Source organism: Herbiconiux sp. VKM Ac-2851 (genome assembly GCF_013205105.1).
Classification (GTDB): Bacteria; Actinomycetota; Actinomycetes; order Actinomycetales; family Microbacteriaceae; genus Herbiconiux; species Herbiconiux flava.
This window is the reverse complement of sequence record NZ_JABMLJ010000001.1, coordinates 49,288-73,428: the sequence shown is the minus strand read 5'-3', so window position 1 is coordinate 73,428 and position 24,141 is coordinate 49,288. Positions and strand designations below refer to the sequence as shown.

The 24,141-nt window shown below is 72.8% G+C and carries 23 protein-coding genes; 7 read left to right on the top strand and 16 right to left on the bottom strand.

Annotated features, from left to right (window positions below; genetic code table 11):
• The first annotated feature begins 91 nt into the window (after positions 1-91).
• Positions 92-1,402, top strand: a complete 1,311-nt coding sequence (locus HQQ85_RS00350) for a hypothetical protein (RefSeq protein ID WP_173180533.1) — start codon at positions 92-94, stop codon at positions 1,400-1,402.
• Here the strand turns inward: HQQ85_RS00350 and HQQ85_RS00345 are convergent.
• The 8 genes from HQQ85_RS00345 to HQQ85_RS00310 all read right to left on the bottom strand — a co-directional run bounded on the left by HQQ85_RS00345 (position 1,392) and on the right by HQQ85_RS00310 (position 8,589).
• Positions 1,392-1,928 carry a hypothetical protein gene (locus HQQ85_RS00345; RefSeq protein ID WP_173180532.1) on the bottom strand — a complete coding sequence of 179 codons (537 nt, stop codon included), beginning with the start codon at positions 1,926-1,928 and terminating at the stop codon, positions 1,392-1,394. The genes HQQ85_RS00350 and HQQ85_RS00345 overlap by 11 nt on opposite strands.
• On the bottom strand, positions 1,925-2,596 hold the full coding sequence (locus tag HQQ85_RS00340; protein ID WP_173180531.1) for a hypothetical protein: 672 nt from the start codon (positions 2,594-2,596) through the stop codon (positions 1,925-1,927). Before HQQ85_RS00340 ends, HQQ85_RS00345 begins: the two co-directional genes overlap by 4 nt.
• Positions 2,593-3,249, bottom strand: a complete 657-nt coding sequence (locus tag HQQ85_RS00335; RefSeq protein ID WP_173180530.1) for a hypothetical protein — start codon at positions 3,247-3,249, stop codon at positions 2,593-2,595. The genes HQQ85_RS00340 and HQQ85_RS00335 overlap by 4 nt, the downstream gene beginning before the upstream one ends.
• Positions 3,250-3,303: 54 nt before the next feature.
• Entirely contained in the window at positions 3,304-4,350 is a 1,047-nt protein-coding gene (locus HQQ85_RS00330) for a phospholipase (protein ID WP_173180529.1), read from the bottom strand.
• Between the two features lie 342 nt (positions 4,351-4,692).
• On the bottom strand, positions 4,693-6,603 hold the full coding sequence (locus HQQ85_RS00325; protein ID WP_173180528.1) for a carbohydrate-binding domain-containing protein: 1,911 nt from the start codon (positions 6,601-6,603) through the stop codon (positions 4,693-4,695).
• Between the two features lie 33 nt (positions 6,604-6,636).
• Positions 6,637-7,434 carry a VTC domain-containing protein gene (locus HQQ85_RS00320; protein ID WP_173180527.1) on the bottom strand — a complete coding sequence of 266 codons (798 nt, stop codon included), beginning with the start codon at positions 7,432-7,434 and terminating at the stop codon, positions 6,637-6,639.
• Positions 7,431-8,051 carry a DUF4956 domain-containing protein gene (locus HQQ85_RS00315; protein ID WP_173180526.1) on the bottom strand — a complete coding sequence of 207 codons (621 nt, stop codon included), beginning with the start codon at positions 8,049-8,051 and terminating at the stop codon, positions 7,431-7,433. The genes HQQ85_RS00320 and HQQ85_RS00315 overlap by 4 nt, the downstream gene beginning before the upstream one ends.
• A 76-nt stretch (positions 8,052-8,127) precedes the next feature.
• Positions 8,128-8,589, bottom strand: coding sequence for an MSMEG_6728 family protein (locus HQQ85_RS00310; RefSeq protein WP_173180525.1), 462 nt, complete (start codon positions 8,587-8,589; stop codon positions 8,128-8,130).
• Between the two features lie 84 nt (positions 8,590-8,673).
• On the opposite strand from HQQ85_RS00310, the gene HQQ85_RS00305 reads away from it, so the two are divergent.
• From HQQ85_RS00305 to HQQ85_RS00295, 3 genes are all read left to right on the top strand, one after another.
• Positions 8,674-9,396 (top strand): NAD(P)H-hydrate epimerase, encoded by a 723-nt coding sequence (locus tag HQQ85_RS00305; protein ID WP_173180524.1) that lies wholly within the window; start codon positions 8,674-8,676, stop codon positions 9,394-9,396.
• Positions 9,397-9,503: 107 nt separating this feature from the next.
• Complete coding sequence (locus HQQ85_RS00300; RefSeq protein ID WP_173180523.1) at positions 9,504-9,725, top strand: hypothetical protein; 222 nt, start codon at positions 9,504-9,506, stop codon at positions 9,723-9,725.
• A 20-nt stretch (positions 9,726-9,745) separates the two neighbouring features.
• Positions 9,746-10,144, top strand: a complete 399-nt coding sequence (locus HQQ85_RS00295; protein ID WP_173180522.1) for a DUF3618 domain-containing protein — start codon at positions 9,746-9,748, stop codon at positions 10,142-10,144.
• A 70-nt stretch (positions 10,145-10,214) separates the two neighbouring features.
• On the opposite strand, the gene HQQ85_RS00290 is transcribed toward HQQ85_RS00295, so the two are convergent.
• The gene (locus HQQ85_RS00290) at positions 10,215-11,432 is read right to left on the bottom strand and encodes an AI-2E family transporter (RefSeq protein WP_173180521.1); all 1,218 of its coding nucleotides are present in this window, start codon (positions 11,430-11,432) and stop codon (positions 10,215-10,217) included.
• 56 nt (positions 11,433-11,488) lie between these two features.
• On the opposite strand from HQQ85_RS00290, the gene HQQ85_RS00285 reads away from it, so the two are divergent.
• Positions 11,489-12,154 (top strand): GntR family transcriptional regulator, encoded by a 666-nt coding sequence (locus tag HQQ85_RS00285; protein ID WP_173180520.1) that lies wholly within the window; start codon positions 11,489-11,491, stop codon positions 12,152-12,154.
• A gap of 77 nt (positions 12,155-12,231) precedes the next feature.
• On the opposite strand, the gene HQQ85_RS00280 is transcribed toward HQQ85_RS00285, so the two are convergent.
• Complete coding sequence (locus HQQ85_RS00280; RefSeq protein ID WP_173180519.1) at positions 12,232-13,152, bottom strand: NAD(P)H-hydrate dehydratase; 921 nt, start codon at positions 13,150-13,152, stop codon at positions 12,232-12,234.
• Positions 13,142-13,873 (bottom strand): histidine phosphatase family protein, encoded by a 732-nt coding sequence (locus HQQ85_RS00275; protein WP_173180518.1) that lies wholly within the window; start codon positions 13,871-13,873, stop codon positions 13,142-13,144. Before HQQ85_RS00275 ends, HQQ85_RS00280 begins: the two co-directional genes overlap by 11 nt.
• Positions 13,874-13,975: 102 nt before the next feature.
• Between HQQ85_RS00275 and HQQ85_RS00270 the strand changes: the two genes are divergently transcribed.
• Positions 13,976-15,034, top strand: coding sequence for an ATP-dependent DNA ligase (locus tag HQQ85_RS00270; RefSeq protein ID WP_254069061.1), 1,059 nt, complete (start codon positions 13,976-13,978; stop codon positions 15,032-15,034).
• Positions 15,035-15,124: 90 nt separating this feature from the next.
• Here HQQ85_RS00270 and ligD read toward each other — a convergent pair whose 3' ends face one another.
• The 5 genes from ligD to HQQ85_RS00245 all read right to left on the bottom strand — a co-directional run bounded on the left by ligD (position 15,125) and on the right by HQQ85_RS00245 (position 22,243).
• The gene (gene ligD, locus HQQ85_RS00265) at positions 15,125-16,147 is read right to left on the bottom strand and encodes a non-homologous end-joining DNA ligase (protein WP_173180517.1); all 1,023 of its coding nucleotides are present in this window, start codon (positions 16,145-16,147) and stop codon (positions 15,125-15,127) included.
• Between the two features lie 59 nt (positions 16,148-16,206).
• On the bottom strand, positions 16,207-17,757 hold the full coding sequence (locus HQQ85_RS00260; protein WP_173180516.1) for an SPFH domain-containing protein: 1,551 nt from the start codon (positions 17,755-17,757) through the stop codon (positions 16,207-16,209).
• An 85-nt stretch (positions 17,758-17,842) separates the two neighbouring features.
• Positions 17,843-18,877, bottom strand: a complete 1,035-nt coding sequence (locus HQQ85_RS00255; RefSeq protein ID WP_173180515.1) for a Gfo/Idh/MocA family oxidoreductase — start codon at positions 18,875-18,877, stop codon at positions 17,843-17,845.
• 23 nt (positions 18,878-18,900) lie between these two features.
• Positions 18,901-19,548 carry a hypothetical protein gene (locus HQQ85_RS00250; protein WP_173180514.1) on the bottom strand — a complete coding sequence of 216 codons (648 nt, stop codon included), beginning with the start codon at positions 19,546-19,548 and terminating at the stop codon, positions 18,901-18,903.
• A 7-nt stretch (positions 19,549-19,555) separates the two neighbouring features.
• Positions 19,556-22,243 carry a phosphoenolpyruvate carboxylase gene (locus HQQ85_RS00245; protein WP_173180513.1) on the bottom strand — a complete coding sequence of 896 codons (2,688 nt, stop codon included), beginning with the start codon at positions 22,241-22,243 and terminating at the stop codon, positions 19,556-19,558.
• 67 nt (positions 22,244-22,310) lie between these two features.
• On the opposite strand from HQQ85_RS00245, the gene HQQ85_RS00240 reads away from it, so the two are divergent.
• Positions 22,311-24,128 (top strand): DEAD/DEAH box helicase, encoded by a 1,818-nt coding sequence (locus HQQ85_RS00240; protein WP_173180512.1) that lies wholly within the window; start codon positions 22,311-22,313, stop codon positions 24,126-24,128.
• Positions 24,129-24,141 lie beyond the last annotated feature (13 nt).

Here is a 24,141-nt window from a genome sequence, read left to right as displayed (position 1 = left end):
CCAATCCGGGGGGCACGGATGCGGGCCCACCCCTTCCCGGCGGCCGCGGGACCGGCACGCGACGATGCGGCGCACCCGCTAGCCTGGGGCCGTGCTCTCGATTCCGGCGCGCACCCTCCGCCTCGTCGCCGCCCACTGGCCGGCGCTTCTGGCGTGGTATCTCGCGGGCTGGCTGGCGCGCTACCTGATCATCGAGCTGGCCTCGTACTTCGGCGCCACGAGCGCCCTGATCGGCCTGCTCATCCTGCCGCTGGCGGCGCTCGCCCGGCTCGGCAGCTTCATCGCGATGTTCCTGGTGCTGCGCCCGAGCATGCCCGCCTTCCAGGAGCTGCGCCGCTCGGGCCGCGGCACCGAGGAGCCGGCCGGGCCCGAGACCGGGCGCCGGCGGGTCACCGAGATCGTGCTGACGAGCATCCTGCCGTTCTTCACCTTCTATGCGGCCTGGCAGCTGCTCAGCGCCGACGTGCAGCAGTACGCCACCGGGTCGCTGGAGAACATCAACCCGTTCCAGTCCGGCGTCGACAGCTCCGCCTCGGTGCTGAACGTGCGGCTCGACGTCTGGTCGATCGGCGTGATCGTCGTCGCCTTCGCCGGGCGCACCCTGCTGAAGCGGTACCGGCCGAAGCTGCCGGCCTGGTCGAGCGTCGTCGCCGTCTACTGCGAGGCCGTGTGGATCTACATCGCCCTCTACTTCATCAACAGCTACGTCGCCCAGTTCACCGGCTGGATCCAGGGCCGATCCGCAGTGCAGTGGTACGAGTCGGTGCGCGCCTCGGCCCTCGAGGTGGTGCACCCGATCGGGGTCGCCTGGGGTGCGATCGAGTGGGCTATCGACCGCACCGGCGGTCTGGTGCTGCTGCCGCTGGCCTGGCTCACCCTCGCCGGCATCGTCTACGGCCGGGCCCTGGCCGCGCCGAAGATCGCCTACCGGCCGAAGAACGTCTACTACACCAGCGCCCGCAAGCGCATCGACGGGCTGCCCGGTCAGCTGCGCCGCCGCCTCGCCGAGCTGGGCGACGGCCTCACCGGGCGGTTCAAGCCGATCGTCTCGGCCTTCCTGCTGATCTGGCGCGCGGGTGCCGCCCCGATGGGGCTGTTCGTGCTCGGCTACACCGTGATCGAGGCGGCCTCGTCGTGGCTGCTGCTCGCCGGGGTGCGGGTGATCGGGCCGCACGATTTGAACACGTGGTGGATGAACTTCGACGACATGCTGGTGTTCGTGGTCGGCGTGATCGTCGAGCCGCTGCGGCTCTGCCTGATCGCGGCGGCCTACGACTTCTGCTTGCGTCGGCTCGAGGAGCGGCGGGAAGCGGCGGAGGCCGAGGGCGGCGACCCGGCGGCCCCGTCAGCGGCAGCGGCTACGACCGTGTCGCCGTCGCCGTCGCCGTCGCCTACAGCGTGACGCTCAGATACCGCGGCAGCTCGTCCACCACCTCCACGTTCAGTCGCAGTGCGTCGCCCGTGTCGGCCGGCACGACGAAGACGGCCTCCAGGGTGTAGTCGCCGGTCTGCTCCGGGTCGCACGAGAGCGGGACGTCGAGACCGAGACCGAGATCGATGTCGGCGCCCGTGTCGGCGCTCCAGCTGCGCGGCTCCGCTCCCTCCCGCGTCTCCTCGAGCGTGAACAGGCAGCCGGGCGCCGTCGCTTCGCCGGGCGACACGGCGACCGAGACGACCACGGCATCCGTTCCGGGCGGGGCCCCCGCATCGGCGGGCAGCTCGGTCGAGCGGATGCGCTGCACCTCCGTGACCCGCCACTTGGCTCCCCCGAAGCCGACGTCGGCGCCGCGGTCCACGGCGACGGGGCTGCTCGCCCGCTGCTGCCAGTAGCTCAGCCAGTCGGACGAGAAGCTCACGAACAGGGAGGCGGGCACGAGCACGACGACCGCGCCGAGCGCGATCGCGTTGCGCCGCAGCCAGCCGCTCATCCGGCCGCCCCCTCGGTCGGCTCGCCCGACGCCGGGGTGCCGAGGACCGGCTCGTCGGTCTCGATCGTGGGCACGGCGGCGAGCTCGGTGAGATCGACCGGCACCACGAGCAGCGAGTCGACGCGCGGATCGGCATCGAGCCCGAGCTCGAGCCGGGCACCGCGGCCGTCGGCGCTGTCGAGGTCGTCGCGCGGGATCTCGAACAGCAGCGGCCCGGTCATCGGGATGCCCACGCTGAGCGACCGCCCGGCGAGCACCGAGAGCCCGGGTCGGTCGGAGGCGCTGTAGCTGCGGTCGCCGATCCGCAGCACCGCGCCGTCGAGCAGCGCCGCGCGGTCGTCGACCACGGCGGCGACGCTCAGGTCGACGACGATCCAGACCCCGGTGGTGGCGCCCTGCCAGCCGTTCGAGGTCGTGACGCTGTCGGCGGCGCGCACGCCCCGCACGGTCGCCTCGATGTTGCGGCCGGTGACCGTCTCGCCGAGACGGCCCTCGACCTCGACGGGCGCCTGCCAGCCGCCGCCGCTCGGGGCGGTGTCGGCGACGACGCCGGCCACGGCGAGCAGGCCGACGAGCACCAGGGCGCTGAGGGCGTGGCGCCACCACGGGACGCGCGCGGGCGCCGGGTCGCCGGAGGGGGCCGTCACGGTGTCGGCGGGCACGGTCATCCGTCGGCCCCCGCACCGACGTCGTCGACCTCGAGCTCGGCCCGCGCGAAGAGGAACGGGTTCTCGTAGCGGGCGCCGTAGGTCACGAAGCCCTCGGCCCGGTAGCTCTTGTCGTAGACGTCGACGTCGAGCGGGTCGCCGGCCCCGAGGGCGCCGTCGTCGACCTGCCAGACGTAGGCCAGCTCGACCGGCACGCGGGGCTGCAGCTGGGCCAGCTCGGCCGCGTCGTCGAGCACCACCACCGTGAGCGGCTGCGAGCCGGCGTCGAGGCCGGGCACGCCGGTCGGGCGGAGGTTGTCGGCGGCGCCGAAGCCGTTCCCCGTGCTCACGGGCACGTCGGTGAGGTTCTCGACCTCGGTGACGAGCACCAGCAGGCGCTTGCCCGGGTCGGGCACGATGCTCTGCTCGGGGAACCCGTCGATCAGCACCGCCCGCTCGACGGCGATGCGGAGCTGCGCTCCCGTGACGCTCTCGCCCGCGGCGACGACCGGCAGCGGGGAGGACGGGGCGTCGGCGAGACCGCCGAACCCGGCGGTGGCGAGCAGCACGACCCCGGTGAGACCCGTGACGACGTACTTCGTGGGCACCCTCTCGCCCAGCGCCCTGGCGCGCGCCCGCACGCCCTGGGGCGGTGCCGGCGGTGTGGTCGTCACCCGTCACATGCTAGCGGTGGGGTGACGACCACAGGGATTCGCCGGGTTCGGAGATCAGTACCAGTTGACCGACTGCGAGTGCGACCAGGCCGAGCAGGGGGTGCCGTAGCCGGCCGCGATGTACTTCAGGCCCCAGCTGATCTGAGTGACCGGGTTGGTGGCCCAGTCGTCGGCGATGGTCGACATCTTGCTGCCGGGCAGCGACTGCGGGATGCCGAAGGCACCGCTCGAGGCGTTCTCGGCCTGGTAGTTCCAGCCGGACTCCTTGGTCCAGAGCGAGTCGAGGCACTGGAACTGGTCGGAGCCCCAGCCGTAGTCGGACGCCGCGATCTGGGCGGCGGCGGCGCGGGCGCCGTCGGGCGTGGTCGAGGCGGCGAGACGGTCGGCCGCGGCCTGCGCGGCAGCGGCGGCGTCGGCGGCCGCCTGGGCGGCAGCGGCCTCGGCGGCGGCCTGGGCTGCGGCGGCGGCCTCGGCGGCGGCCTTGTCGAGGGCCGCCTTCTGGTTCTGCACCGAGGCGGTCTGCGTCACGGCCTGCGTGGTCAGCGTCTGCACCGTCGTGGTGTCGAGGTACGCGTAGTTGGCCAGCGAGGCGATCGACGTCGACAGCGCCGTGGTGTCGACCTGGCCCTTGGCAGCGGTCAGCACCGAGGTGGCCTGCGAGACCGCGCGGTCGGCGCGCTCGTCGGCCTGCTTCGAGGTCGTGTCGAAGAGGGCGTCGACGGCCTTCTGCTCCTCGGTGCTCGGCAGCTGGGTGCCGGCAGCGGTCACGGTGGACGCAATCGTCGAGCCGACCGAGACGGTCTGCGCGTTCGCGATCGTGGGGTGCGAGAACGCCGTCAGCGTCACGAGCAGGCCGGCGGCGGCGAAGCCGGCCACCGGCACGATCGCGCTGCGCTGCTTGCGGCGGCGGTCGTCGGCCCGGCGGGCGCCGGCGCTGCGCTCGACGGCGCGGCGGTCACGGCGGGTGGCGGGCGGGGCCGAGGCGGTGAGGGCGGCGGGCGTGGGGTTGGCGGGTGCCGAGTTCGCGGGTGCGGGGGTGGTGCTCATCGGGGTGCGGGTGCTCTGGGGCCTGTCGGGGGTGGTGTTCTCAGCGGTGCTCATGGGTTCCCTGGGGTGGGCCAACGGATGCACGGCGTGCGGTGATCGGGCAGCCTGCAGTCCAGCCGCGGTTCGAGCTCGGGTGAGAACGACAGCGCAGGGGCCCGCGTGGGGTGGGGGCGCGATGCCTGGCGGCGATTGGCGGTGACGGTCGGTGTCGGGTTGAAGCCGTCACGGCTTCTGTCACGATCCGCCTGACCAGGATGGGTTTCCCGGCGCTGGAGGCGAACGATTGAAGCCACAAGTATGAGTCGTTTTTCTGGGAAACCTCTCCATACGCGGTAATGCGTCTCCGGGTGCGGGGCGGTGGAAGGCCGATCCGCACCCGGAGACGCCACCGGACGGCTACGGCCGGCGGCCGGTGGGAGGCGTGCCTCCCGCGCCGCCGGCGGGCATCCCGCCGCCCCCGCCGCCCATCGTGCCGGCGGCCGCCTCACCCGCCGTCACCGTGGCGGCGGTCGTGCCGCCGGTGACGATGCTGTAGCTCGCTCCGGAGGAGACGGTCGAGGAGGAGTACACGACGTTCTGGAACTCCTTCGCCGATTGGAAGGACGCGAGCTCGGTGCCGTCGGCGGCCAGGATCTGGACGATCTCGCCCGCCTCGATCGTGGTCGTCGCCGTGGCCGAGAGCCACCCCTGGGCGGAGGCCGTGCCCGGCGAGACGGCCATGCCCGAGCTGCCGGTGGCCAGCAGCGAGCCGCCCGAGACGGTGAAGTCGCCGTTCACGTCGAGGGCTCCGTTGCCGGAGTCGGTCGGCCCGTTCACGACGGTCGTGCCGCCCGTGATCGTCATGCTGCCGTTCGAGTCGAGACCGTCGCCGCCCGAGTCGACCGTGAGCGTGCCGCCCGAGATCGTGATCGTCTGGTCGCCGGCCGCCATCTCGCCGCCGCCCATGCCCCCCGCGGCATCCGCGGTGTCGGTGGTCGTGCCGCCGGCGGCATTCAGGCCGTCGTCGCTCGAGGTGACGGAGGTGTCGCCGCCCGCGACGGTGATGTGCTGCGACTCGAGGCCCTCGTAGCTGGACGCGACGTCGAGGGTGCCACCGTCGACGACGAGCGCCGAATCGGCGTGCACCCCGTCGTCGCCGGCGGTCGAGGTGACCTCCGCCGTGCCCGTGACGTGCACGTAGGCGGCCGAGTTGACGGCGTCGTCGGCGGAGTCGACGGTGACGGTGCCACCCTCCAGGACGGTGATCACCTCGCTCGCGATGCCCTTCGCCGACGCGGTGTCATCCGTCGTGCTCGTGCTGTCGGTCGACGCCTGGTCGTCAGCGAAGCCCGCACCGGGGGTGGAGGCGCGCTCGGGCGCTGCGGCCGAGCCGCCGCCGGCCGTGAGGTCGAGGGTGCCGCCGGTGACGACCACGTCGGTCTGCGCCTGCACCGCGTCGTCGGCGGAAGCGACCGTGATCGTGCCGCCCGTGACGCTGACGAAGCCGCGGGTGACGTCGCCGTCCTCGTCGGACTTCAGGCCGTCGCCGCCGGCCGTCACGTCGAGGGTGCCGCCCGAGACGACGAGGTAGTCCTTGCCGCGCACGCCGTCGTCGGCCGCGTCGACCGTGATCGATCCCGAGGCGATGACGACGCCGTCCTTGCCGGTGATGCCGTCGTTGCCGTTGCCGGTGACCGAGAGTGCTCCGTCGCCCGTGATCAGCAGGTCGGCCGAGCTCCAGAGGGCGGCGTTCGGGGTGCTGGTGCTGTCGTCGGCCGACTCCTCGGCGTAGGCGGACGTGTCACTCAGGCTGTTCGTCGAGCCGTCCGCGAGCACCAGCACCACTTCCTCCGCGGCGGTGACGGCGATGGCCGAGGTCGTGCTGCTGGAGATGGACGCCCCGTCGAGGATGAGCCGCACGGTGCCCGTGTCGCCCGAGTCGACGACGAGCTGCCCGTCGGTGAGCTCGCCACTGACGCGATAGGTGCCCGAGGCGGTGATGGTGACGGTTCCGCCGTCGACGGTGACGCTGCCGGCGTCGGTTCCGGAGACGGTCGCGGTGCCGCCCGAGAGCGCGATCGTGGTGGCGGAGGCGTCTCCGCTGTCGTCGTCGGTGAACTGGTGCACGCTCTCGTTCGCGGCGAGCACGGCGGCGGCGTTCTGCGTGGCGTCCACCCCGGCGGCGGCCGTGCTCGCCGACGAGGAGGTGTCGACGGACTCGGCGGTCGTGCCCGAGCCGGTGGCGACGGTGGTGGCGCATCCGGCCAGCAGGGCGACGGTGACGACGCCCCCGGCCAGCAGGGGGAAGACGGTGGTCGTGCGGTTCATGTTGATCTCCTCGATCGGATGTTCGGGGCCGCGTCAGGCGGCGGGGGTGAAGTGGCGGCGGAGCACCCGCGACCACTTGTTGGCGGGCAGCGCCGGCACGAGGGCGGCGAGTCCGGTGCCGTACTTCGAGATGGTCGACGGCCGGTGACCGTGCGCCCAGAGCACCCGGTCGACGCCCGAGGGCCGCGAGCCCGACTTCGTCTCGACGATGGCTATGCCGGGCGTCTCGATGCGGCGGGCCTCCCCGGTGACGCAGGGGTCGAGCTCCCAGGCGAGCCGGGTGTCGACGGTGGCGCGGCTCTCCGGACGCGTGTCCCGCCCGTCGCCCGGCACGAACAGCGTGGCCCGGCGGTAGCGGGTCACCACCGTGCGCCGCAGCTGCTCGGACTCGAGCTCGAAGCCGGCTCCGTCGAGGGTGTCGTGGGCGTAGAGCAGGCCGTCGCCGTTCAGCACCGACCGCTCGTCGAAGGCGTACTCGAGCCGCTCCTTGACGGTGGCCGAGCGAGCCCCACGGGTCTTCACCTCGAGGTAGGCGGTGGCCGAGTCGACGTAGGCGCGGGTGCGCATCTTGAAACGGCGCCGACGGGCGTGCGCCGCCATCCGGTAGCTCGTCAGCTCGGGGGTGTCGAAGTACACCGACTCGTAGCGGAAGGCGCGCACCCCGTCCATTTCCAGCACCCGCGTCTCGGGTCCGAGATGATCCAGGATGCCCGCCAGCTCCCCCACCGGCACGACGTACTTGCGGTCGACCCGCGTCTGCAGCGCGGCCCGGGCGGTCAGCTCCTCGAGCGAGATGGGGTCGAAGGCGCCGAGGTCGAGCGGGCCGGTCATCGGGCCGCCGCCTCGGCGCGGGCGGCGGGAGCGGCCGGCGCCGCGACGTCGACGGCCGGGGCGGCGGCTCGCGCATCCGGAACCGTGTACCGCACGTCGACCACCGTGGTGTCGTTCACCAGGTCGAGGCTCTTCACCTGCACCTGCTTCACCCGCCCGCCGAGCAGCTGCTCGAGGTGCGCGGTGAGCGCCGGCTCGTCGGTGAACGCGCGGTCGAGCACGATGCTCTGCTGACGGTGCCGCGGGAACAGACGGCGGCTGTCGCCGACGAACATCACGGCGAGGATGAGCACCATCAGGCTGATCGAGAGAACGCTCAGCGTGCTGCCGAGCCCGGCGAGGAGGCCGAGGGCGAGCGCGGAGAAGTAGTACGCGACCTCGTGCTGGGCGATCTCGTCGCTGCGGAGGCGGATGATGCTCAGCACCCCGAAGAGGCCGAGGCCGAGCCCGGCGCCGATGGTGCTCGATCCGAGCACCATCGAGACGGCCAGCACGCCGACGTTGACGCCGAGGAAGGCGACCACGAGATCGCGGCGGTGATGGCGGCGGAAGTAGAGGCCGAAGGTGAGGATCCCGACCATCAGGAGGTCGAGGGCGACGAGGACGGCGTAGGTCATGAGGGGCTCCAGTGAACGGGACGTGAACGGATGTCCCTATTCATGCCGCTCGGGCTATGCACCCCCTATGACGACCCTATGGAGCGCTTTCGAATGCCTCCGGGCTCGTCTCGCCGGGCCAGAGGTAGGGCAGATCGGCCGGGACGCCGGGGAACAGCTCGCCGTAGAACTCGGGATCCTTGCGCACCAGGTTCGAGCGGTGGCTGAGGTGGAAGGCCTCGTCGCCGATCCAGGGCGGCAGCACGATGGCGCTCTGCCGCAGCGCGTCCACCTCGGGCGCGAAGGCGAGCACCTGGGGGCGCACGGTGTCGGCGTGGCCCTGCTCGATCCACTCGTCGGTGACCTCGAGGGCGTACTTCGTCAGCGCCGGCAGGTAGCCGCGCCACATTTTCGCGGCCGGGTGGTTGCGCCAGCCGTACGTCGGGATCGTCACCGCGCGGAGCACCTGCAGCGCCTCGACGCGCTGCTTGCCGAGGCGGGCCCGGTCGAGCGCGCGGGCGCTGGCGCGGAAGTCGGGGTAGGGCAAGAAGGTCTGCACGCCGACGACCGTACGCCGGGTCGGCTTCTGCTCCCCGCTCCCTGCGTGATTGCGGGCGACGGATGCGCGGCCGAGGATGATCGCATGAGATCCGGCTACACCGCCCAGGCCGTCCGCGACGCCGAGCGCCCGCACCTCGAGGCGGGCGAGCCGCTGATGGAGCGGGCCTCGCACGCGCTGGCGGAGGAGATCGCCGCGCGGCTCGGCGCCCTCCCGCCTCCGCCCGGCCGACGGCCGTGGCGGGTCGTGCTGCTCGTCGGCTCGGGGTCGAACGGGGGCGACGCGCTGTTCGCGGGGGCCGAACTGGCGGGCGGGGCGGGGGTCGCGGGCGGGACGGGGGTCGTGGTGGAGGCGATCCGGGTGGGGACGCGGGTGCACGAGGGCGGCCGCGCCGCGGCGGAGGCCGCGGGCGTCGGGGTGCGGTCGCTCGGGGCGACGGAGGCGGCGCGGGTCGCGGTGCAGAGCGACGTGGTCGTGGACGGGATCCTCGGCACCGGCACGTCGGCGTCGGCACCGGCGCTGCGGGGGCCGGCGCGCGAGGTGGTGGCGGGCATCCTGAACCTGATCGCCGAGGGAGAGGGCACGCCCCTGGTCGTGGCCGTCGATCTGCCGAGCGGCGTCGACCCCGACACCGGGGAGGTCGCCGACGAGGTCGTGCTGCCCGCCGCCGTCACGGTGACTTTCGGGGGCATCAAGGCGGGGCTCCTGCAGGGGCCGGGCGCCCGGCTGGCCGGTGAGGTCGTGCTCGCCCGGATCGGCATCGAGGACGAGCTCGCGGCGACCGAACCCGCGATCGTCGTGCCGTGAACCCCCGGGAAAGCGCCGGGAGCCCTTTGCGGATGCCGCCGACCGGAGAACGATGGGGGGGGAAGGGCGGTCTCGCACCGCATCCGCGAACTGAACGGACAGCACTCATGAAGAAGATCCTCGTCATCGTCGCCTTCGCCGCCGGCTACGTCGTCGGCGCCCGCGCCGGACGCCGCCGCTACGAGCAGATCCGCGACAAGGCCCAGCAGCTCTGGCACGACGACCACGTGCAGTCGGCCGTGCAGAGCGCCGGCGACGCCGTCGAGCAGGTCGCGGGCAAGGCCGCCGACAAGGCGGGCGACCTCATCGGCAAGGTACGCTCGCACTGACCTCCCGGGAAGGACCCTCCATGGCGAAGAAGAAGTCGAGCGACGAGCTGTCGGTGCCCAAGGCCATCTCCGAGGTGGCCCGGGGCGTCGCCACCGCGCGCGCCATGAAGCCGCACGACCACTCCGACGCCGGGCCTGCCGACGCCGACGGCGACGCGAAGACCGAGGCACCGCAGCGCAGCCGGGCCGAGCTGCAGGCCGACATTGCCAAGACCAGGGCGCAGCTGGCCGGACTGGTCGACGAGATCGAGCACCGGCTCGACGTGCCCGCGCGTGCCGAGGTGATCGTCGACGACTTCAAGGCCGACCCAAAGAAGGCCGTGGTCACCCACAAGAAGACCACGGTCACCGCGATCGTGCTCGTCGCCGCCGTCGGAACGGGCATCGGCCTGCTGGTTCGGGCGATCGTCACGAAGTAGGGCCCTGGGACCAGAACGCCCGGCCTCCGCTGACAAGCGGGGCCGGGCGTTCTCTGTGCGGGGAAGGTGGCTAGGCCACGACCTCCGCGGTGGGCGGCTGGGCCTTCGGTGTCCGATCCTTCTTCTTGCGTTTCGGATGCGGCTCGGGCTCGGGGGCCGGCCCGTTCCAGACCTTGATGATCGCCCAGCCGACCGCCGCGATCGGCACCGACAGCACGGCACCGACGATGCCGCCGAGGATGGTGCCCGCGGTCAGCGCGACCAGGATGACGAGCGGATGCAGCTTCAGCGACTGCGCCATCACGACCGGCTGCAGGAAGTTGCCCTCGAGCTGGTTCACGGCGATCACGATGCCGACCACGATCAGGGCGGCCACCGGTCCGTTGGCGACGAGCGCCACCAGCGCGGCCAGCACGCCGGCCAGCGTCGCACCGATCAGCGGGATGAAGGCACCCACGAAGACGATGATCGCGAGCGGCAGGGCCAGCGGCACGCCGACGATCGCGACGCCCACGCCGATGGCGACCGAGTCGACGAGCGCGACGACGGCCGTGCCTCGCACGTACCCGCCGAGGGTGCGCACCGCGGTGTGGCCGATGCGCTCCCCGCGCTCGTGCCGGTAGCCCTTGAACGGCTTCAGCAGGAAGGCCCAGATCTGCGGCCCGTCCTTCATGAAGAAGAACAGGATGACGATCGCCAGCACCGCACCGGTGATGACCTCACCCGCCGCCGACACCCCGGCTAGCGCCCCCGAGCCGAACTGGCTGCTGGTGAGGAAGTCCAGGGCCGAGGTCTTCGCGTCCTCGATCTGCGACTGGTCGATGTCGAAGGGCAGGTTCGTGACGAAGCCCTGCAGGTTGTCCACGCCCTCCGACGCGCGCTTGCCCAGCTCGTCCCACTGCCCGCGCACGGCGAAGACGATCAGCGTGATCAGCCCGCCGAACACGAGGATGGCGGCGACCAGCGTCACCCAGGTCGCCATCATGGCCGAGAAGCCGTGATGCTTCAGCCAGCGCAGCACGGGGCTCACCGCGGCCGCGAGGATGATCGCGATCAGCAGCGGGATGACCACGAGCTTCAGCTGCACCAGCGCGAACACGACCACGGTGGCGAGGATCAGCACCACGATGATCTGCAGGCTCCGCAGCGCGAGCTGGCCGAACTTGTCGGTGAGCATCGAGCGCAGGCTCGGGCGCGACGCGGGGTCGGTGTGCGCGGGGTCGGTGCGCGCGGGGGTCGCGGCACCCGGCGGGTTCGGGCGGGCGAGGGCGGAGTCGTCGGTCGGCATGGATTCACCTTCCCATGAACACCCGCCCCGCGCCCGCTCGCGCTAGCCTCGGGAGCGTGCCCGCCTCCGCCTCCCCGTCGACCGCGGTGCAGACCGTGGCCGCGGCCCTGCGCGAGCTGATCCTCGACGCCCGGCTCGCCCCGGGTCAGGCGCTCCGCGAGGAGACGCTCTCGGCCGAGCACGGCGTCAACCGCCACACGGTGCGGGCGGCCCTCCAGCTGCTGGCCGCGCAGCGCCTCGTCACCTTCGAGCCCTACAAGGGCGCTCGGGTGCGGGCCTTCTCCGACGACGACGTGCGGGCGCTGATGGAGTACCGCACCGCACTCGAGGGCGAGGCTGTCGCCCTGCTCCGGCGACGCACCGGCACCGCCGCGGGCGCACCGCTCCCCCTGCCGCCCGAGCTGGTGGCCGCGAACGCTCGGCTCCGAGAGGTCTGCGAGGGCCATCCCGACGACCACCGCGCCATCGAGAGCGCGCACGCCGAGCTGCACCACGCCCTGGTGGCCTCGGCCGGCAGCCCCCGCATCACCGAGGCGCACGCCCAGCTCGAGAGCGAGCTGCTGCTCTTCCTGAACCAGCTGCGGCCCCTGCTGCCGGCCGACGAGATGGTCGAGCAGCACGATCGGCTGCTCGAGGGCATCCGGATGCGCGGCGAGCCCGCCGTGCGCGAGCACCTCGCCCACTCGGCCGAGCAGCTGATCGCGCTGCACCGGGCCCGCTGAGCGAAGCCGCCCAGCCGCGCCGGTGGCACCCATCCTCGGCCCGCATCACTCGGCGGCGCGGGCGAGCTCGGCTCCGCTCAGCCGACCTCGACCAGCACCCGCGGCAGCTCGGTGAGCAGCTCGCTTGCCAGGAACCCGAGCGGCCCCACCCGCACGGCCAGCCGGTCCCCCGCCGCCGCGTGGGCGTGCGTCGCCCATACCGCGGCCTGTTCGAGCGACGCACCCCGGGCGCAGAGCCCGGTGATCGCGCCCGCCAGCACGTCGCCGCTCCCCGAGGTGCCGAGGCCGCCGTGGCCCGTGCCGACGATCCAGAGCCGGCCGTCGGGGTGCGCGATCCGGTTCTGGCACGACACGACGGCCCCGTACTCGCGCGCGACCGCCCGGGCGACCTCACCGAGATCGGGGTCGTCACCCTTGGCGAGCTCGGCGTCGTCGGTCGAGGCCAGCAGCCGGCCGGCCTCCCCCACGTTCGGCGTCAGCACGAGGCGATCGGCGAGCTCCTCCCGCGCGGATGAGTCGGGCAGCACTCCCAGCGCATAGGCGTCGAGCACCAGCACGGTCGACTCTCCGACGAGCGCGGGCAGGCGGTCGAGCATCCGCTTCGCCTCGTCGGCGTCGTCGAGACCGGGGCCGACCAGCACGGCATCGGCCGAGCCGAGGTCGTCGACGGCCTCGTCGATCGAGGCGCCGTCGATGTGGCCCGAGCGCTCGGGCAGCGGCACGACGCCCGACTCGGGCAGAGCGACGGCGGCCGTCAGCGCGACGCTCTTGGCGAGCGCGATGGTGAGGCGCCCGGCCCCGACACGGAGGGTGGCCTCGGCGGCGAGCAGCGCGGCTCCGGGCGAACGGCGGTCGCCGCCCACGACGAGCACCTGGCCCCGGTCGTACTTCGACGCGCCCGGGCCCGGCAGCGGCCAGTCCCGCAGCACGGCGGGGGTGACGACGACGGGCGGCCGCGCATCCTGAGCCGTGGTCGAATCGCTCTGCTCACTGCTCATCGGTGTCTCCCGGATGCTCGGTCGGCGCCGCCAAGGCGTCGAGGTGCTCGTGCTCGGCGAACGTCGCGACCCGCCACCGGCCCTGCCCCGAGGGGCGCACCAGGCGGGTGACGGAGGCGTTCGTGACGGTGTGGTCCTGCGCGAAGTCGAGGATCTCCTCCTCGCCCATCTCGCCGCAGACGTAGAGGAACAGCATGACGACGGCGTCGTGCGCGGCCACGAGAGCGGTGCCCTCGTCGTCGACGTCGTCCACGTCCATCAGGAACGAGCGGATGCGCAGCGCCACGTCGGCCCAGGACTCCCCGCCCGGCGGCCGGTAGTAGAACTTGCCGAGCCACCGGCGCCGCTCCGCCTCGGCGGGGAACCGTGCCTCGACGCCGACCGCCGTCAGCCGGTCGAGGATCCCGAGCTCCCGGTCGCGCAGCCGCTCGTCGACGCGCGGAGTCATCTCGACGCCCGCCTCGGCGAGCGCGATCTCGATGGTCTGGCGCGCCCGCAGGTAGGAGGAGCTCCACACGGTGTTCGGAACGCCGAACTCGGCGTGCTCGGCGATCCAGGCGCCGAGGGCCGCCGCCTGCTGCTCGCCGAGGGGCGAGAGCGGCACGTCGGCATCGCGCCAGTCGACCTCGATCGTCTCCTCGCCGGCCTCCTGGGCCGCGGTCGCCTGCACGTTCGCCGTGCTCTCGCCGTGCCGCACCAGCCACAGTTCTCTCGCGCCCATCCCTTCACGGTATGCCGGTGCCGCGCATCCGCCACCCCCTCCGCCTGCGCTCGGTGCGCTGCTCCCCTGGCCCCGGGGACGTCTCGGGGCCATGATCGAGGCATGAGCACGATCGCGCCGATGCTGGCCAAGGCCGTCCCCGCCGTCCCGGCGCCTGAGAGCGTCGAGGGCGGTCTCGTCTACGAGCCGAAGTGGGACGGCTTCCGGGGCGTCATCTCCTACGACGGCTCCGGAACGGCGGACGGCGTCGAGATCGGCAGCCGCGGCTCGAAGCCGCTGACCCGCTACTTCCCCGAACTGACCGAGGCGCTGGCGCGCATCCTGCCCGGGCCCTGCGTGCTCGACGGCGAGATCGTCGTGCCCGTCGCGGTCGACGGCGGGCGGGCGAAGCTCGACTGGGAGGCGCTCTCGCAGCGCATCCACCCCGCGGCATCGCGCGTGGCGAAGCTCGCGGTCGAGACGCCGGCGCTGTTCGTCGCGTTCGACCTGCTCGAGCGGGGTGACGAGTCGCTGCTCGAGCAGCCATTCTCGGCCCGCCGCGACGCGCTCGAGGAGCTCGCCGAAGGACTGCCCGCCCCGTTCCACCTCTCGCGCACCACGGCCGATGTCGAGCTCGCCCGGCGCTGGCTCGAGGAGTTCGAGGGCGCCGGGCTCGACGGGGTCGTCGCCAAACCGCTCGCGGCCTCCTACGCCCCGGGCAAGCGCGTGATGCTCAAGGTGAAGCACCACCGCACGGCCGACGTGGTCGTCACGGGCTACCGCATACACGCGAGCGGCCGAGGTGTCGGCTCGCTGCTGCTCGGGCTCTACGACGGCGACGGCCGGGGCGACCTGCGCGGCGTCGGCGGCGCCTCGGCGTTCACCGACAAACGCCGCCTCGAGCTGATCGACGAGCTGGAGCCGTACGTCGAACGCGACGCCGAGGGCAACGCGGTGCTCGGCGAGGGCGAGCGCAGCCGCTTCTCCTCGGGCAAGGACGTGTCGTTCGTGAAGCTGCGGCCCGAGCTCGTGGCCGAGGTGCGCTACGACCAGATGGAGGGCATGCGGTTCCGGCACACGGTGCAGTTCGAGCGCTGGCGACCCGACCGCGAGGCGCGCTCGTGCACCTTCGAGCAGCTCGACCGGCCGATCGCCTACGACCTCGGCGACGTGCTGGTCTGACGCCGGGCGTCACGGCACTGCGCCGACACCCGTGCGCGGCCGGGGCCGGCGGTGCGGCGCGCACCCGGCGCCGACGCCGCGGTCGCCGCCTCAGTCGTCGTGGCGGGCGCGGCTCGGCTGCACGCGCGGCGGCTCCCCGGGCATCTTCGGGTAGTCGGGCGGGAACGGCAGCTCGCCGAGCCCCGACTCGAGGTCGCGCGCCCACCACACCATCAGCACGTCGATGGTGCCCGGATGCTCGGCCATCCCCGCCCACGGGTCGCCCACCGTGCGCAGCCGCTCGGGCACCGTCAGCACGGTGAACGCCGTGGGGTCGGCATCCGGCAGCTCGTCCCAGGTGATCGGGCAGGACACCGGAGCGTGCGCGAGCGCCCGCGGGCTGTACGCCCCCGCCATGGTGCGGTCGCGATTGGCCTGGTTGAAGTCGACGAAGACGCGCTGCCCGCGCTCCTCCTTCCACCAGTTCGTGGTGACCTGCTCGGGCATCCGCCGCTCGAGCTCGCGGGCCGCGGCGATCACGGCGTGGCGCACGTCGAGGAACTCCCGGGTCGGCTCGATCGGCGCGAACACGTGCAGGCCGCGGTTGCCCGAGGTCTTGATGAAGGCCTCGAGGCCGGCGTCGGCGAGCACCTTCCGCAGCTCGAACGCGATCGGCACGGCGTCGCCGAAGTCGGTGCCCGGCTGCGGGTCGAGGTCGATGCGCAGCTGGTCGGGGAAGTCGCTCGTCTCGGCGCGCGAGGCCCAGGGGTGGAACACGACGGTGTTCATCTGCACCGCCCACACCGTCACGGCGGTCTCGTCGATGACGATCTGCGGATGCGCCCGGGCGCTGGGGTAGGTCACCGTCTCCGAGCGCACGTAGTCGGGCGCGCCCTTCGGCGGGTTCTTCGAGAAGAACTGGTCGCCGTGGATGTCACCGCCGAAGCGCTGCAGCGAGATCGGCCGGTCGCCGTTGGCGGCGAGGAAGGCCTCCCCGACGGCGATGTGGTACTCGGCGAGGCCGAGCTTTGTGATGCCCGCCTCGGGGAAGACGAGCCGCGACGGGCTCGAGATGCGCACCTCGCGGGTGCCGTGCGGTCCGTCGACGTCGACCGTGGTCGCCTCACTAGCCATGGCGCTCACGCTACCGGGCGCCGCCCCTCCCGCCTAGGCATGGAGGGGCGGCGACGCGATCAGTTGGCGGCGTCGGGGCTGGGAGCCGTGCGGGTGGCGGCGGGGGCGACGCCCACGTCGGCCAGGGCACGGCCCGCGGCGGCGCCGGCCGCGGCGCCCGAGGCGCGGCCGGTGATGATCTCGGCCAGGTCGATGCCCACGAGATCCTTCACGATCTGCATCGACGAGGCGAGCTGGCTCGCGACGTTGCCGCCGACCTGCTCGACGCCGTTGCCGTCGTTCGAGATGACCGTCATGTTCGTGATCGCGGCGAGCGGCTCCGAGGCCGCGCGCACGATCGCAGGCAGCTGCCCGATCACCTGCTGGCGCAGCAGGTCGTCGGCGCGCTCCTCGAGGGCGTCGGCCTGCGCCCGCGTGGCCTCCGCCTCGGCGGCACCCTTCACGCGGATGGAGTTCGCCTCGGCCTCACCCTCGGCCCGGAGCGCCTCGGCGGCCGCGATACGGCGGTTCTTCTCGGCCACACCCTCGGCCTCGGTCGCCTCGGCGGCGCTGCGGCGGCGGTTGCGCTCGGCGATACCCTCGGCCTCGACGGCCTCGGCCTGCGCCTTGCGGCGGTCGCGCTCGGCGACCGCGGCGGCGACGGCGGCGGCCGCGTCGGCCTGGGCCTTCTTCTCCAGCGAGTACGCCTCGGCGTCGGCCACGGCGCGGATCTCGGCGTCGAGCTCCTGCTTGCGGAGGCCCACGCGCTTGCCGGCGGTGATCTCCTGCTGGGCGATGACCTCCTGCTGCGAGATCGCCTCGGCCAGCGGGCGGGAGGCGGCGGCCTCGGCGCGGGCCTTGTCGGTCTCCTTCTGGATCTCGGCGTTCCGCAGGTCGAGCTTGCGCTGCTGCTCCGCGACGGCCTGGTCGGCCTCGATCCGGGCCTCCTCCGAGGTGCGGCGGGCCACCGACTCGGCGACCTCGGCGACCTGCTTCACGCGGGCCGCCTCGGCACGACCCAGGTCGCGGATGTAGCCGTTGTCGTCGTCGATCTCCTTGATCTGGAGCGTGTCGATCTGCAGGCCCTGCACGTCGAGCGACTCGCGCACGGCGTCGAGCACCTGGCCCTGGAGGGCCTGGCGGTTCGTGATGATCTCGGTCACCGTCAGCTGGCCGACGATCGATCGCACCGACCCGGAGAGCACCTCCTCGGTGGAGGTCTCGATCTGGTCCTGCTGGTTCAGGAAGCGCTGGGCGGCGGCGCGCACCATCGACTCCGAGCCGCCGACCTTCACGACGGCGACGGCGTTCACCTTGATGGTGATGGCGTCCTTGGTCTGGGCGGTCGCCTGCACGTTGAGCTGCCGGCTGCGGAGCGAGAGCTTGAAGTGCGCCTCGACGATGGGCTTGACGAACACGCGCGAGCCGAAGACGACGCGCTGGCCGGCGTTCTCGGTCTCCTCGAGCGCCGTCTGGCCCGACTTGACGGCCTTCTGGCGCGAGGTGACGATGATCGCCTCGTCGGGCTTGGCGACCTTGATGCCGCGGAGCAGGGTGATGACCACGATCAGCGCGATCAGCACCACGACGCCGACGACGGCGACGATGATGAGGGAGTCGAACGGGAACAAAGAGCGGCCTTCCTGAAGGGAGCGGTCGTGCGGGGATGGGAGCCGTTCGGGTCGAGTCCTGCCCCCAGTATGTCGGAGGTCGCCCCTACCGCGCCTGCCCGTGGGCCTCCTCGATGATCCGCAGCACCTCGACGGCGTCCTCGGGCGCGACCGGCACCGGAGCTCCCGAGAGCACGGCGGCGGCGAATCCGCGGTAGAAGGCGGGGTAGTCGCCGGCGTCCAGTGGCAGCTCCTCGTCCGGCGCATCCGGCCGGGAGAGCACTCCGACCGCCGCGCCCTCGAGCCCGTAGCCCGGGTCACCGGGCTTCGCGCCGCCCGCGAGCTGCGCCTCCTGCGGATCGAGACCGCGCGTCGCGAAGACCGCCGACGAGCCGATCACCCGGAACCGCGGCCGGGCCGACGGCGCCACGAGGCTCGTCCAGAGGCGCGAGCGCACCCCGTTCGCGTGCCGCAGGGTCACGAAGGCGTCGTCGTCGGCCACCGCTCCGTCGCGCCGCGCGTCGAGCTCGGCGTGCACCTCGGTCACGGGCCCGAACAGCTGCAGCGCCTGGTCGATGACGTGCGGGCCCAGGTCGAAGAGCACTCCCCCGCCGTCGACGGCTGCCGCGCCCTCCTTCCACTTCTTGGCTCCCAGCGTCGGCTTCCACACCTCGAACGCCGACTCGAACACCCGTACGTCCCCGACGAGTCCGTCGGCGATCACGCGGCGCACGGTGAGGAAGTCCCCGTCCCAGCGGCGGTTGTGGAACACCGAGATCGTGCGGCCCACCGCCGAGGCGTGCTCCACGAGCGCGGTGGCGTCGGCCGCGGTCAGGGCAAAGGGCTTGTCGACGACGACGTGCAGTCCGGCATCCAGGGCCCGGTGCGCGAGCGGTGCGTGGGTGGCGTTCGGGGTGGTCACGACCACCACGTCGAAGTCACCGGCGCGGGCGAGGAGGGCATCCGCATCCGGGATCACGATGTCGCCGTACTGCTCCCGCACCGCGTCAGCCCGCGACGGCGAGCCGGTCACGACCCCGTCGAGCGAGTAGTCGGGCGACGCGGCGAGGAACGGCGTGTGGAAGACGCGGCCGCCGAGGCCGTAGCCGATGACAGCGGTGCGGAGCGGTGCGGAGGTCATGCCCCAACGCTAGCGAAAGCCGCTCAGCCCCAGGTGCCGGGCGGCGACGCGTACACGGGCACCGGCGACTGCGACCAGTGCGAGCCGTTGCCGTAGTGCGAGGTCGCCCAGGGCGACGCCCAGATGGCCGCCTCGATCTGCCCCGTGGGCGCCGAGCTCGAGAACCCCGCCACGATCGCCGAGTACCCCGGGTTGCCGTGCAGCGCGTTGCCCACGTTCGCCGCCGCGGTCACGAGCGTGTCGTAGCTGCCGAGCCCCGAGCCGCCGCCCGAGCCCCAGCCGTTGTTCAGCGGGTTGTTGCGCAGCCACCAGTCGTCGGGGCCGTTCTCCTGGCGCATCCACCGCATCATCACCGTGATGTTCGACTCACTCGTCGGGAAGCCCGCCATGTAGAGCACGAGCACCGCCCAGTCGCGGTTGGTGCTGCCCTTCGAGAGGTTCTGCAGGCCCGAGACGGCGTCGTACGAGTCGCGGGCGACGGATGCTCCGGCCGCCCCGCCGGGCACGGTGAACGTCTGCCCGACCGAATCGGGGCCGGCGGCCGCCTGCGCCGCCTCGATCTCCTGCTCGAACGGGGACTCCACGGGCAGGGGCGGCGGCGCCAGCGCGGTCAGCGCGGCGAAGCCGACGACGGTCGCGCCGGCGATGACGGAGAGCGCGGTTCGGACCATCTCTCCATCATCCGGTGTTCTGCAGGCCGGCGGCGATCCCGTTCACGGTCAGGAGCAGCAGGCGATGCGGCGCGTCATCGGGATTCGTGCTCCCCGTCGCCCGCACCTCGCGGAGCGCGCGCAGCTGCAGCAGCGACAGCGCGTCGACGTAGGGGCTCCGCAGCCGCACGGCGCGGCGCAGCACCGGGCGGTCCTCGAGGATCGAGGTGTGCCCGCTGGTGCGCGCCACCCATTCGCGGGTGAGCTCCATCTCCTCGCGCACCAGGGCGGCTAGGTCGTCGCGGTCGCCGAGCTCGAGGTAGCTCGCGGCGATGCGCGCATCCGTCTTCGCCAGCGACATCTCGACGTTGTCGATCATCGAGGCGAACAGCGGCCAGCGCGCGTAGGCGGTGCGCAGCCGCTCCTCGTCGCCGACCGCGGCGAGCGCCGAGCCGAGGCCGAACCAGCCGGTGAGGTTGATGCGGGCCTGGGTCCAGGCGAACACCCACGGGATGGCGCGGAGGTCTTCGAGCGACTCGACCGACAGCCCGCGGCGGGCCGGCCGGGAGCCGAGGGCCAGGAGGCCGACCTCCTCCATCGGCGTGACCTGGGCGAACCAGGGCGCGAAGCCCTCGGCCTTGACGAGCTCGAAGAAGCGCCGGCGCGAGGCCACGTCGAGGGCGGACGCCACGTCGGCGAACTCCTCGGCGGCGGCGCGGTTGCGCTCCTCGTTCGCGGGGCTCGACGCGAGCAGGGTGGCCGCGGCCATCTGCTCGATGTGCCGGGCGGCGATGGTCTTGTCGCCGTACTGCGCGAAGATCACCTCGCCCTGCTCGGTGAGCTTGAAGCGGCCCTCGACCGATCCCGGGGGCTGGGCGAGCACGGCCTCGTTGGCCGGCCCGCCGCCACGGCCGAGGGCGCCGCCGCGGCCGTGGAAGAGGGTCAGCTCGATGTCGTTCTCGGCGGCCCAGCGCGAGATGCGGGCCTGCGCGTCGTAGAGCGCGAGCGTGGCCGACACGGGCCCGACGTCCTTCGAGGAGTCGGAGTAGCCGAGCATCACCTCGAGCTTCCGGCCGGTCGCGGCGAGGCGCTCCTGCACCGGGGGCAGCTCGATCATCTCGGCCAGGATGCGCGTCGAGGCGTTCAGGTCGTCGAAGGTCTCGAACAGCGGGATGGCGTCGAGCACTGGGGCCGCCTCCGCCGATCCGAGCGCGGCCTCGGCCAGCGCGTAGACCGTCGCGATGTCCTCCGACGACTGCGTGAACGAGACGATGTAGCGCCGCGACGCCCGCACGCCGTAGCGCTCCTGCAGGTACGCGATGGTGCGGTAGACCTCGAGCACCTCGACGGTCATCTCGTCGAGTTCACCGCCCGCCCGCACGTCGGCGAGGGCCTTCCGGTGCACCTGCGAGTGCTGGCGCACCTCGAGTTCGGCCAGGTGGAAGCCGAAGGTCTCCACCTGCCAGATCAGGTTCTGCAGCTCGCCGTTCGCGCTCCGGTGCGCTCCCCCGTCGCGCAGCGACCGCTGCACCACGAGCAGGTCGGCGAGCAGTTCCTCGGGCCGGTGGTAGGCGAGCGGATGCTCGTCCCGCCGCGTCGCCGCGAGACGCTCCGCCACCACCAGCAGCACCCGGCGGTGCGGCTCGTTGGGGGCACGGGTGCCGATGCCCGAGGTGATCTGCCCGGCCATCCGCTCCTGGCTCGCGGCCAGCTCGCGGAGCTCGTCGCTCGCGGGGGTGTCGGCGGCGTCGAGCGTCAGCGTGCGGCCGATCCGGCTGGTGACGTGCTCGAGGCCGAGCAGCACGTGCTCGGAGGCGATCGCGGCGGCGGCCTTGGTGACGTCGGCGGTGACGAAGGGGTTGCCGTCTCGGTCGGCGGCGATCCACGAGCCGAGGCGGAGGAAGGCGGGCGCCTCGGCCGGTACGCGACCGGCGTCCGCTCCGAGCAGCCAGTCGTCGAGCATCCGGTAGACCCGGGGCACGACCTGGAAGAGCGTCTGGTCGAAGATCGACATGGCCGTGCGCACCTCGTCGAGCGGGGTGGGGCGGGTTGTGCGCAGCGGCGAGGTGCGCCAGAGCACGTCGATCTCCTCGAGCAGCCGGCGCTCGTTGTCGGCGAGCAGCACCGACTCCTGGCCCGCGCCGTCGCGTTCGGCGAGCAGCTCGCTGATGCGGCGGATGGCCGACGCCACGGCACGACGCCTGGCCTCGGTCGGATGCGCGGTCAGCACCGGGTGGAACCGCATCGTACGCAGCCGCTCGGCGGCCTCCTCGGCACCGACCTCGTCGACGATGCGCTGCACCGCGGCGGGCAGCGAGTCGGCACCGGTGGCGGGGCGGGCGTGCAGCACGCGCACCCGGTGGTGCTCCTCGGCGAGGTTGGAGAGGTGGAAGTAGCAGGTGAAGGCGCGGGCGACCTGCTCGGCGCGCTCCTGGCCGAACGACGCGACGAGCGCCTCGGCGTCGTCGAGCGATGCCCCACCGCCCTGCTCGTAGGCCCGGATCACGAGCCCGCGCAGCCGCTCGACGTCGGCCAGCAGCTCCTCACCGCCGGCCTCGGTCAGCACGCGGCCGAGCAGCGCACCGAGCAGGCGCACGTCGGAGCGCAGGTCGAGATCGACCTCGTGGCTCACGCTGCGGCGGTCGGCGTCGGTGGGAAAGGGTGGTGTCGCGTCGGATTCGCTGGTCACACGCTCACGGTAGCGCCCGCACCGCATCCCACGAAAATCGGCCGTAGCACCCCGGTAACACGGAGGGCACAGGGCGAGGCGGTACCGTTGAGGCATGGCATCATCCAGTACCACCGCGCCCGACGAGGCGCTCGACGCCCGCGAGCAGACGACCTTCGCCGACCTGGGCCTCAGCGACCCGGTGATGAAGGTGCTCAAAGACGTCGGCTACGAGACCCCCTCGGCCATCCAGGCCGCCACCATCCCCACCCTGCTGGCCGGCCGCGACGTCGTCGGCCTCGCCCAGACCGGCACCGGCAAGACGGCGGCGTTCGCGTTGCCGATCCTCTCCCGGCTCGACCTGTCGCAGAAGACCCCGCAGGCCCTCGTGCTCGCGCCCACCCGCGAGCTCGCCCTGCAGGTCTGCGAGGCGTTCGAGAAGTACGCGGCGCACCTCAAGGGCGTGCACGTGCTCCCCGTCTACGGCGGGCAGGGCTACGGCGTGCAGCTCTCCGCGCTCCGCCGCGGCGTGCACATCGTCGTCGGCACCCCCGGCCGCATCATGGACCACCTCGAGAAGGGCACCCTCGACCTCAGCCAGCTGCGCTTCCTCGTGCTCGACGAGGCCGACGAGATGCTCAAGATGGGCTTCGCGGAAGACGTCGAGACGATCCTCGCCGACACCCCCGACTCCAAGCAGGTGGCCCTGTTCTCGGCCACCATGCCCGCGCAGATCCGCCGCATCTCCAAGCAGCACCTGCACGATCCCGAAGAGATCACGATCAAGAGCACCACCACGACCTCGGCGAGCATCGCGCAGCGCTACCTGATCGTGTCGTACCCGCAGAAGGTCGACGCCCTCACGCGCATCCTCGAGACCGAGAACTTCGAGGGCATGATCGTGTTCACGCGCACGAAGAACGAGACCGAGACGCTCGCCGAGAAGCTGCGCGCCCGCGGTTACACGGCCGCCGCCATCAACGGCGACGTGGTGCAGGCCCAGCGCGAGCGCACGGTGAACCAGCTGAAGTCGGGCAAGCTCGACATCCTCGTGGCCACCGACGTCGCCGCCCGCGGGCTCGACGTCGAGCGCATCAGCCACGTCGTGAACTTCGACCTGCCGATCGACACCGAGTCGTACGTGCACCGCATCGGCCGCACCGGCCGCGCGGGCCGCACCGGCGACGCGATCAGCTTCGTCACCCCTCGTGAACGACGGATGCTCGCCGCCATCGAGAAGGCGACCCGGCAGCCGCTCACCGAGATGCGGCTCCCCACGGTCGACGACGTCAACGCCACCCGGCTGACGCGCTTCGACGACGCCATCACGGCGGCGCTGTCGGAGCCGGAGCAGATCCAGACCTTCCGCGACATCGTCGGGCACTACGTCTCGCACCACGACGTGCCCGAGGCCGACGTGGCCGCGGCGCTGGCCGTGGTGGCGCAGGGCGGAACGCCGCTGCTGCTCTCGGCCGAGGACGAGCGCCGCTCGCAGGCCGTCGAGCGCGAGCGCGACCGCGGGGAGCGCGCCGAGCGCGGCTCCGACCGCGGTGGCCGGCCCGACCGCTCCTCGCGCGACCGCTACTCTGACGGAGACGGCGACCGCGACCGTGGCTCCCGCGGTGGCGGCGGGCCCAAGGCCACCTACCGCATCGCGGTCGGCAAGCGCCAGATGGTCGAGCCGCGCCAGATCGTCGGCGCGCTGGCCAACGAGGGAGGCCTCCGCCGCGAGGACTTCGGCGCCATCCAGATCCGGCCCGACTTCTCGCTCGTCGAGCTGCCGGCCGACCTGCCCGCCGACACCCTGCGACGCCTGAAGGACACCCGGATCAGCGGCAAGCTGATCGAGCTGAAGCCCGACCGCTTCGGCAGCTCGGCGAAGCGCCCCGATCGCGGCGACCGCGAGTCCCGCCCGCCGCGCGAGCGCTACTGAGCCTGATCGTGCG

Coding starts and splice junctions, on each gene's coding strand:
- HQQ85_RS00295 (WP_173180522.1), top strand. CDS start 9,746: ATGGCGAAGAAGAAGTCGAGCGACGAGCTGTCGGTGCCCAAGGCCATC.
- HQQ85_RS00340 (WP_173180531.1), bottom strand. CDS start 2,596: ATGACCGTGCCCGCCGACACCGTGACGGCCCCCTCCGGCGACCCGGCG.
- HQQ85_RS00345 (WP_173180532.1), bottom strand. CDS start 1,928: ATGAGCGGCTGGCTGCGGCGCAACGCGATCGCGCTCGGCGCGGTCGTC.
- HQQ85_RS00250 (WP_173180514.1), bottom strand. CDS start 19,548: ATGGTCCGAACCGCGCTCTCCGTCATCGCCGGCGCGACCGTCGTCGGC.
- HQQ85_RS00315 (WP_173180526.1), bottom strand. CDS start 8,051: ATGACCTACGCCGTCCTCGTCGCCCTCGACCTCCTGATGGTCGGGATC.
- HQQ85_RS00330 (WP_173180529.1), bottom strand. CDS start 4,350: ATGAGCACCGCTGAGAACACCACCCCCGACAGGCCCCAGAGCACCCGC.
- HQQ85_RS00300 (WP_173180523.1), top strand. CDS start 9,504: ATGAAGAAGATCCTCGTCATCGTCGCCTTCGCCGCCGGCTACGTCGTC.
- ligD (WP_173180517.1), bottom strand. CDS start 16,147: ATGGCTAGTGAGGCGACCACGGTCGACGTCGACGGACCGCACGGCACC.
- HQQ85_RS00245 (WP_173180513.1), bottom strand. CDS start 22,243: ATGCGGTGCGGGCGCTACCGTGAGCGTGTGACCAGCGAATCCGACGCG.
- HQQ85_RS00290 (WP_173180521.1), bottom strand. CDS start 11,432: ATGCCGACCGACGACTCCGCCCTCGCCCGCCCGAACCCGCCGGGTGCC.
- HQQ85_RS00325 (WP_173180528.1), bottom strand. CDS start 6,603: ATGAACCGCACGACCACCGTCTTCCCCCTGCTGGCCGGGGGCGTCGTC.
- HQQ85_RS00305 (WP_173180524.1), top strand. CDS start 8,674: ATGAGATCCGGCTACACCGCCCAGGCCGTCCGCGACGCCGAGCGCCCG.
- HQQ85_RS00255 (WP_173180515.1), bottom strand. CDS start 18,877: ATGACCTCCGCACCGCTCCGCACCGCTGTCATCGGCTACGGCCTCGGC.
- HQQ85_RS00280 (WP_173180519.1), bottom strand. CDS start 13,152: ATGAGCAGTGAGCAGAGCGATTCGACCACGGCTCAGGATGCGCGGCCG.
- HQQ85_RS00320 (WP_173180527.1), bottom strand. CDS start 7,434: ATGACCGGCCCGCTCGACCTCGGCGCCTTCGACCCCATCTCGCTCGAG.
- HQQ85_RS00270 (WP_254069061.1), top strand. CDS start 13,976: ATGAGCACGATCGCGCCGATGCTGGCCAAGGCCGTCCCCGCCGTCCCG.
- HQQ85_RS00275 (WP_173180518.1), bottom strand. CDS start 13,873: ATGGGCGCGAGAGAACTGTGGCTGGTGCGGCACGGCGAGAGCACGGCG.
- HQQ85_RS00240 (WP_173180512.1), top strand. CDS start 22,311: ATGGCATCATCCAGTACCACCGCGCCCGACGAGGCGCTCGACGCCCGC.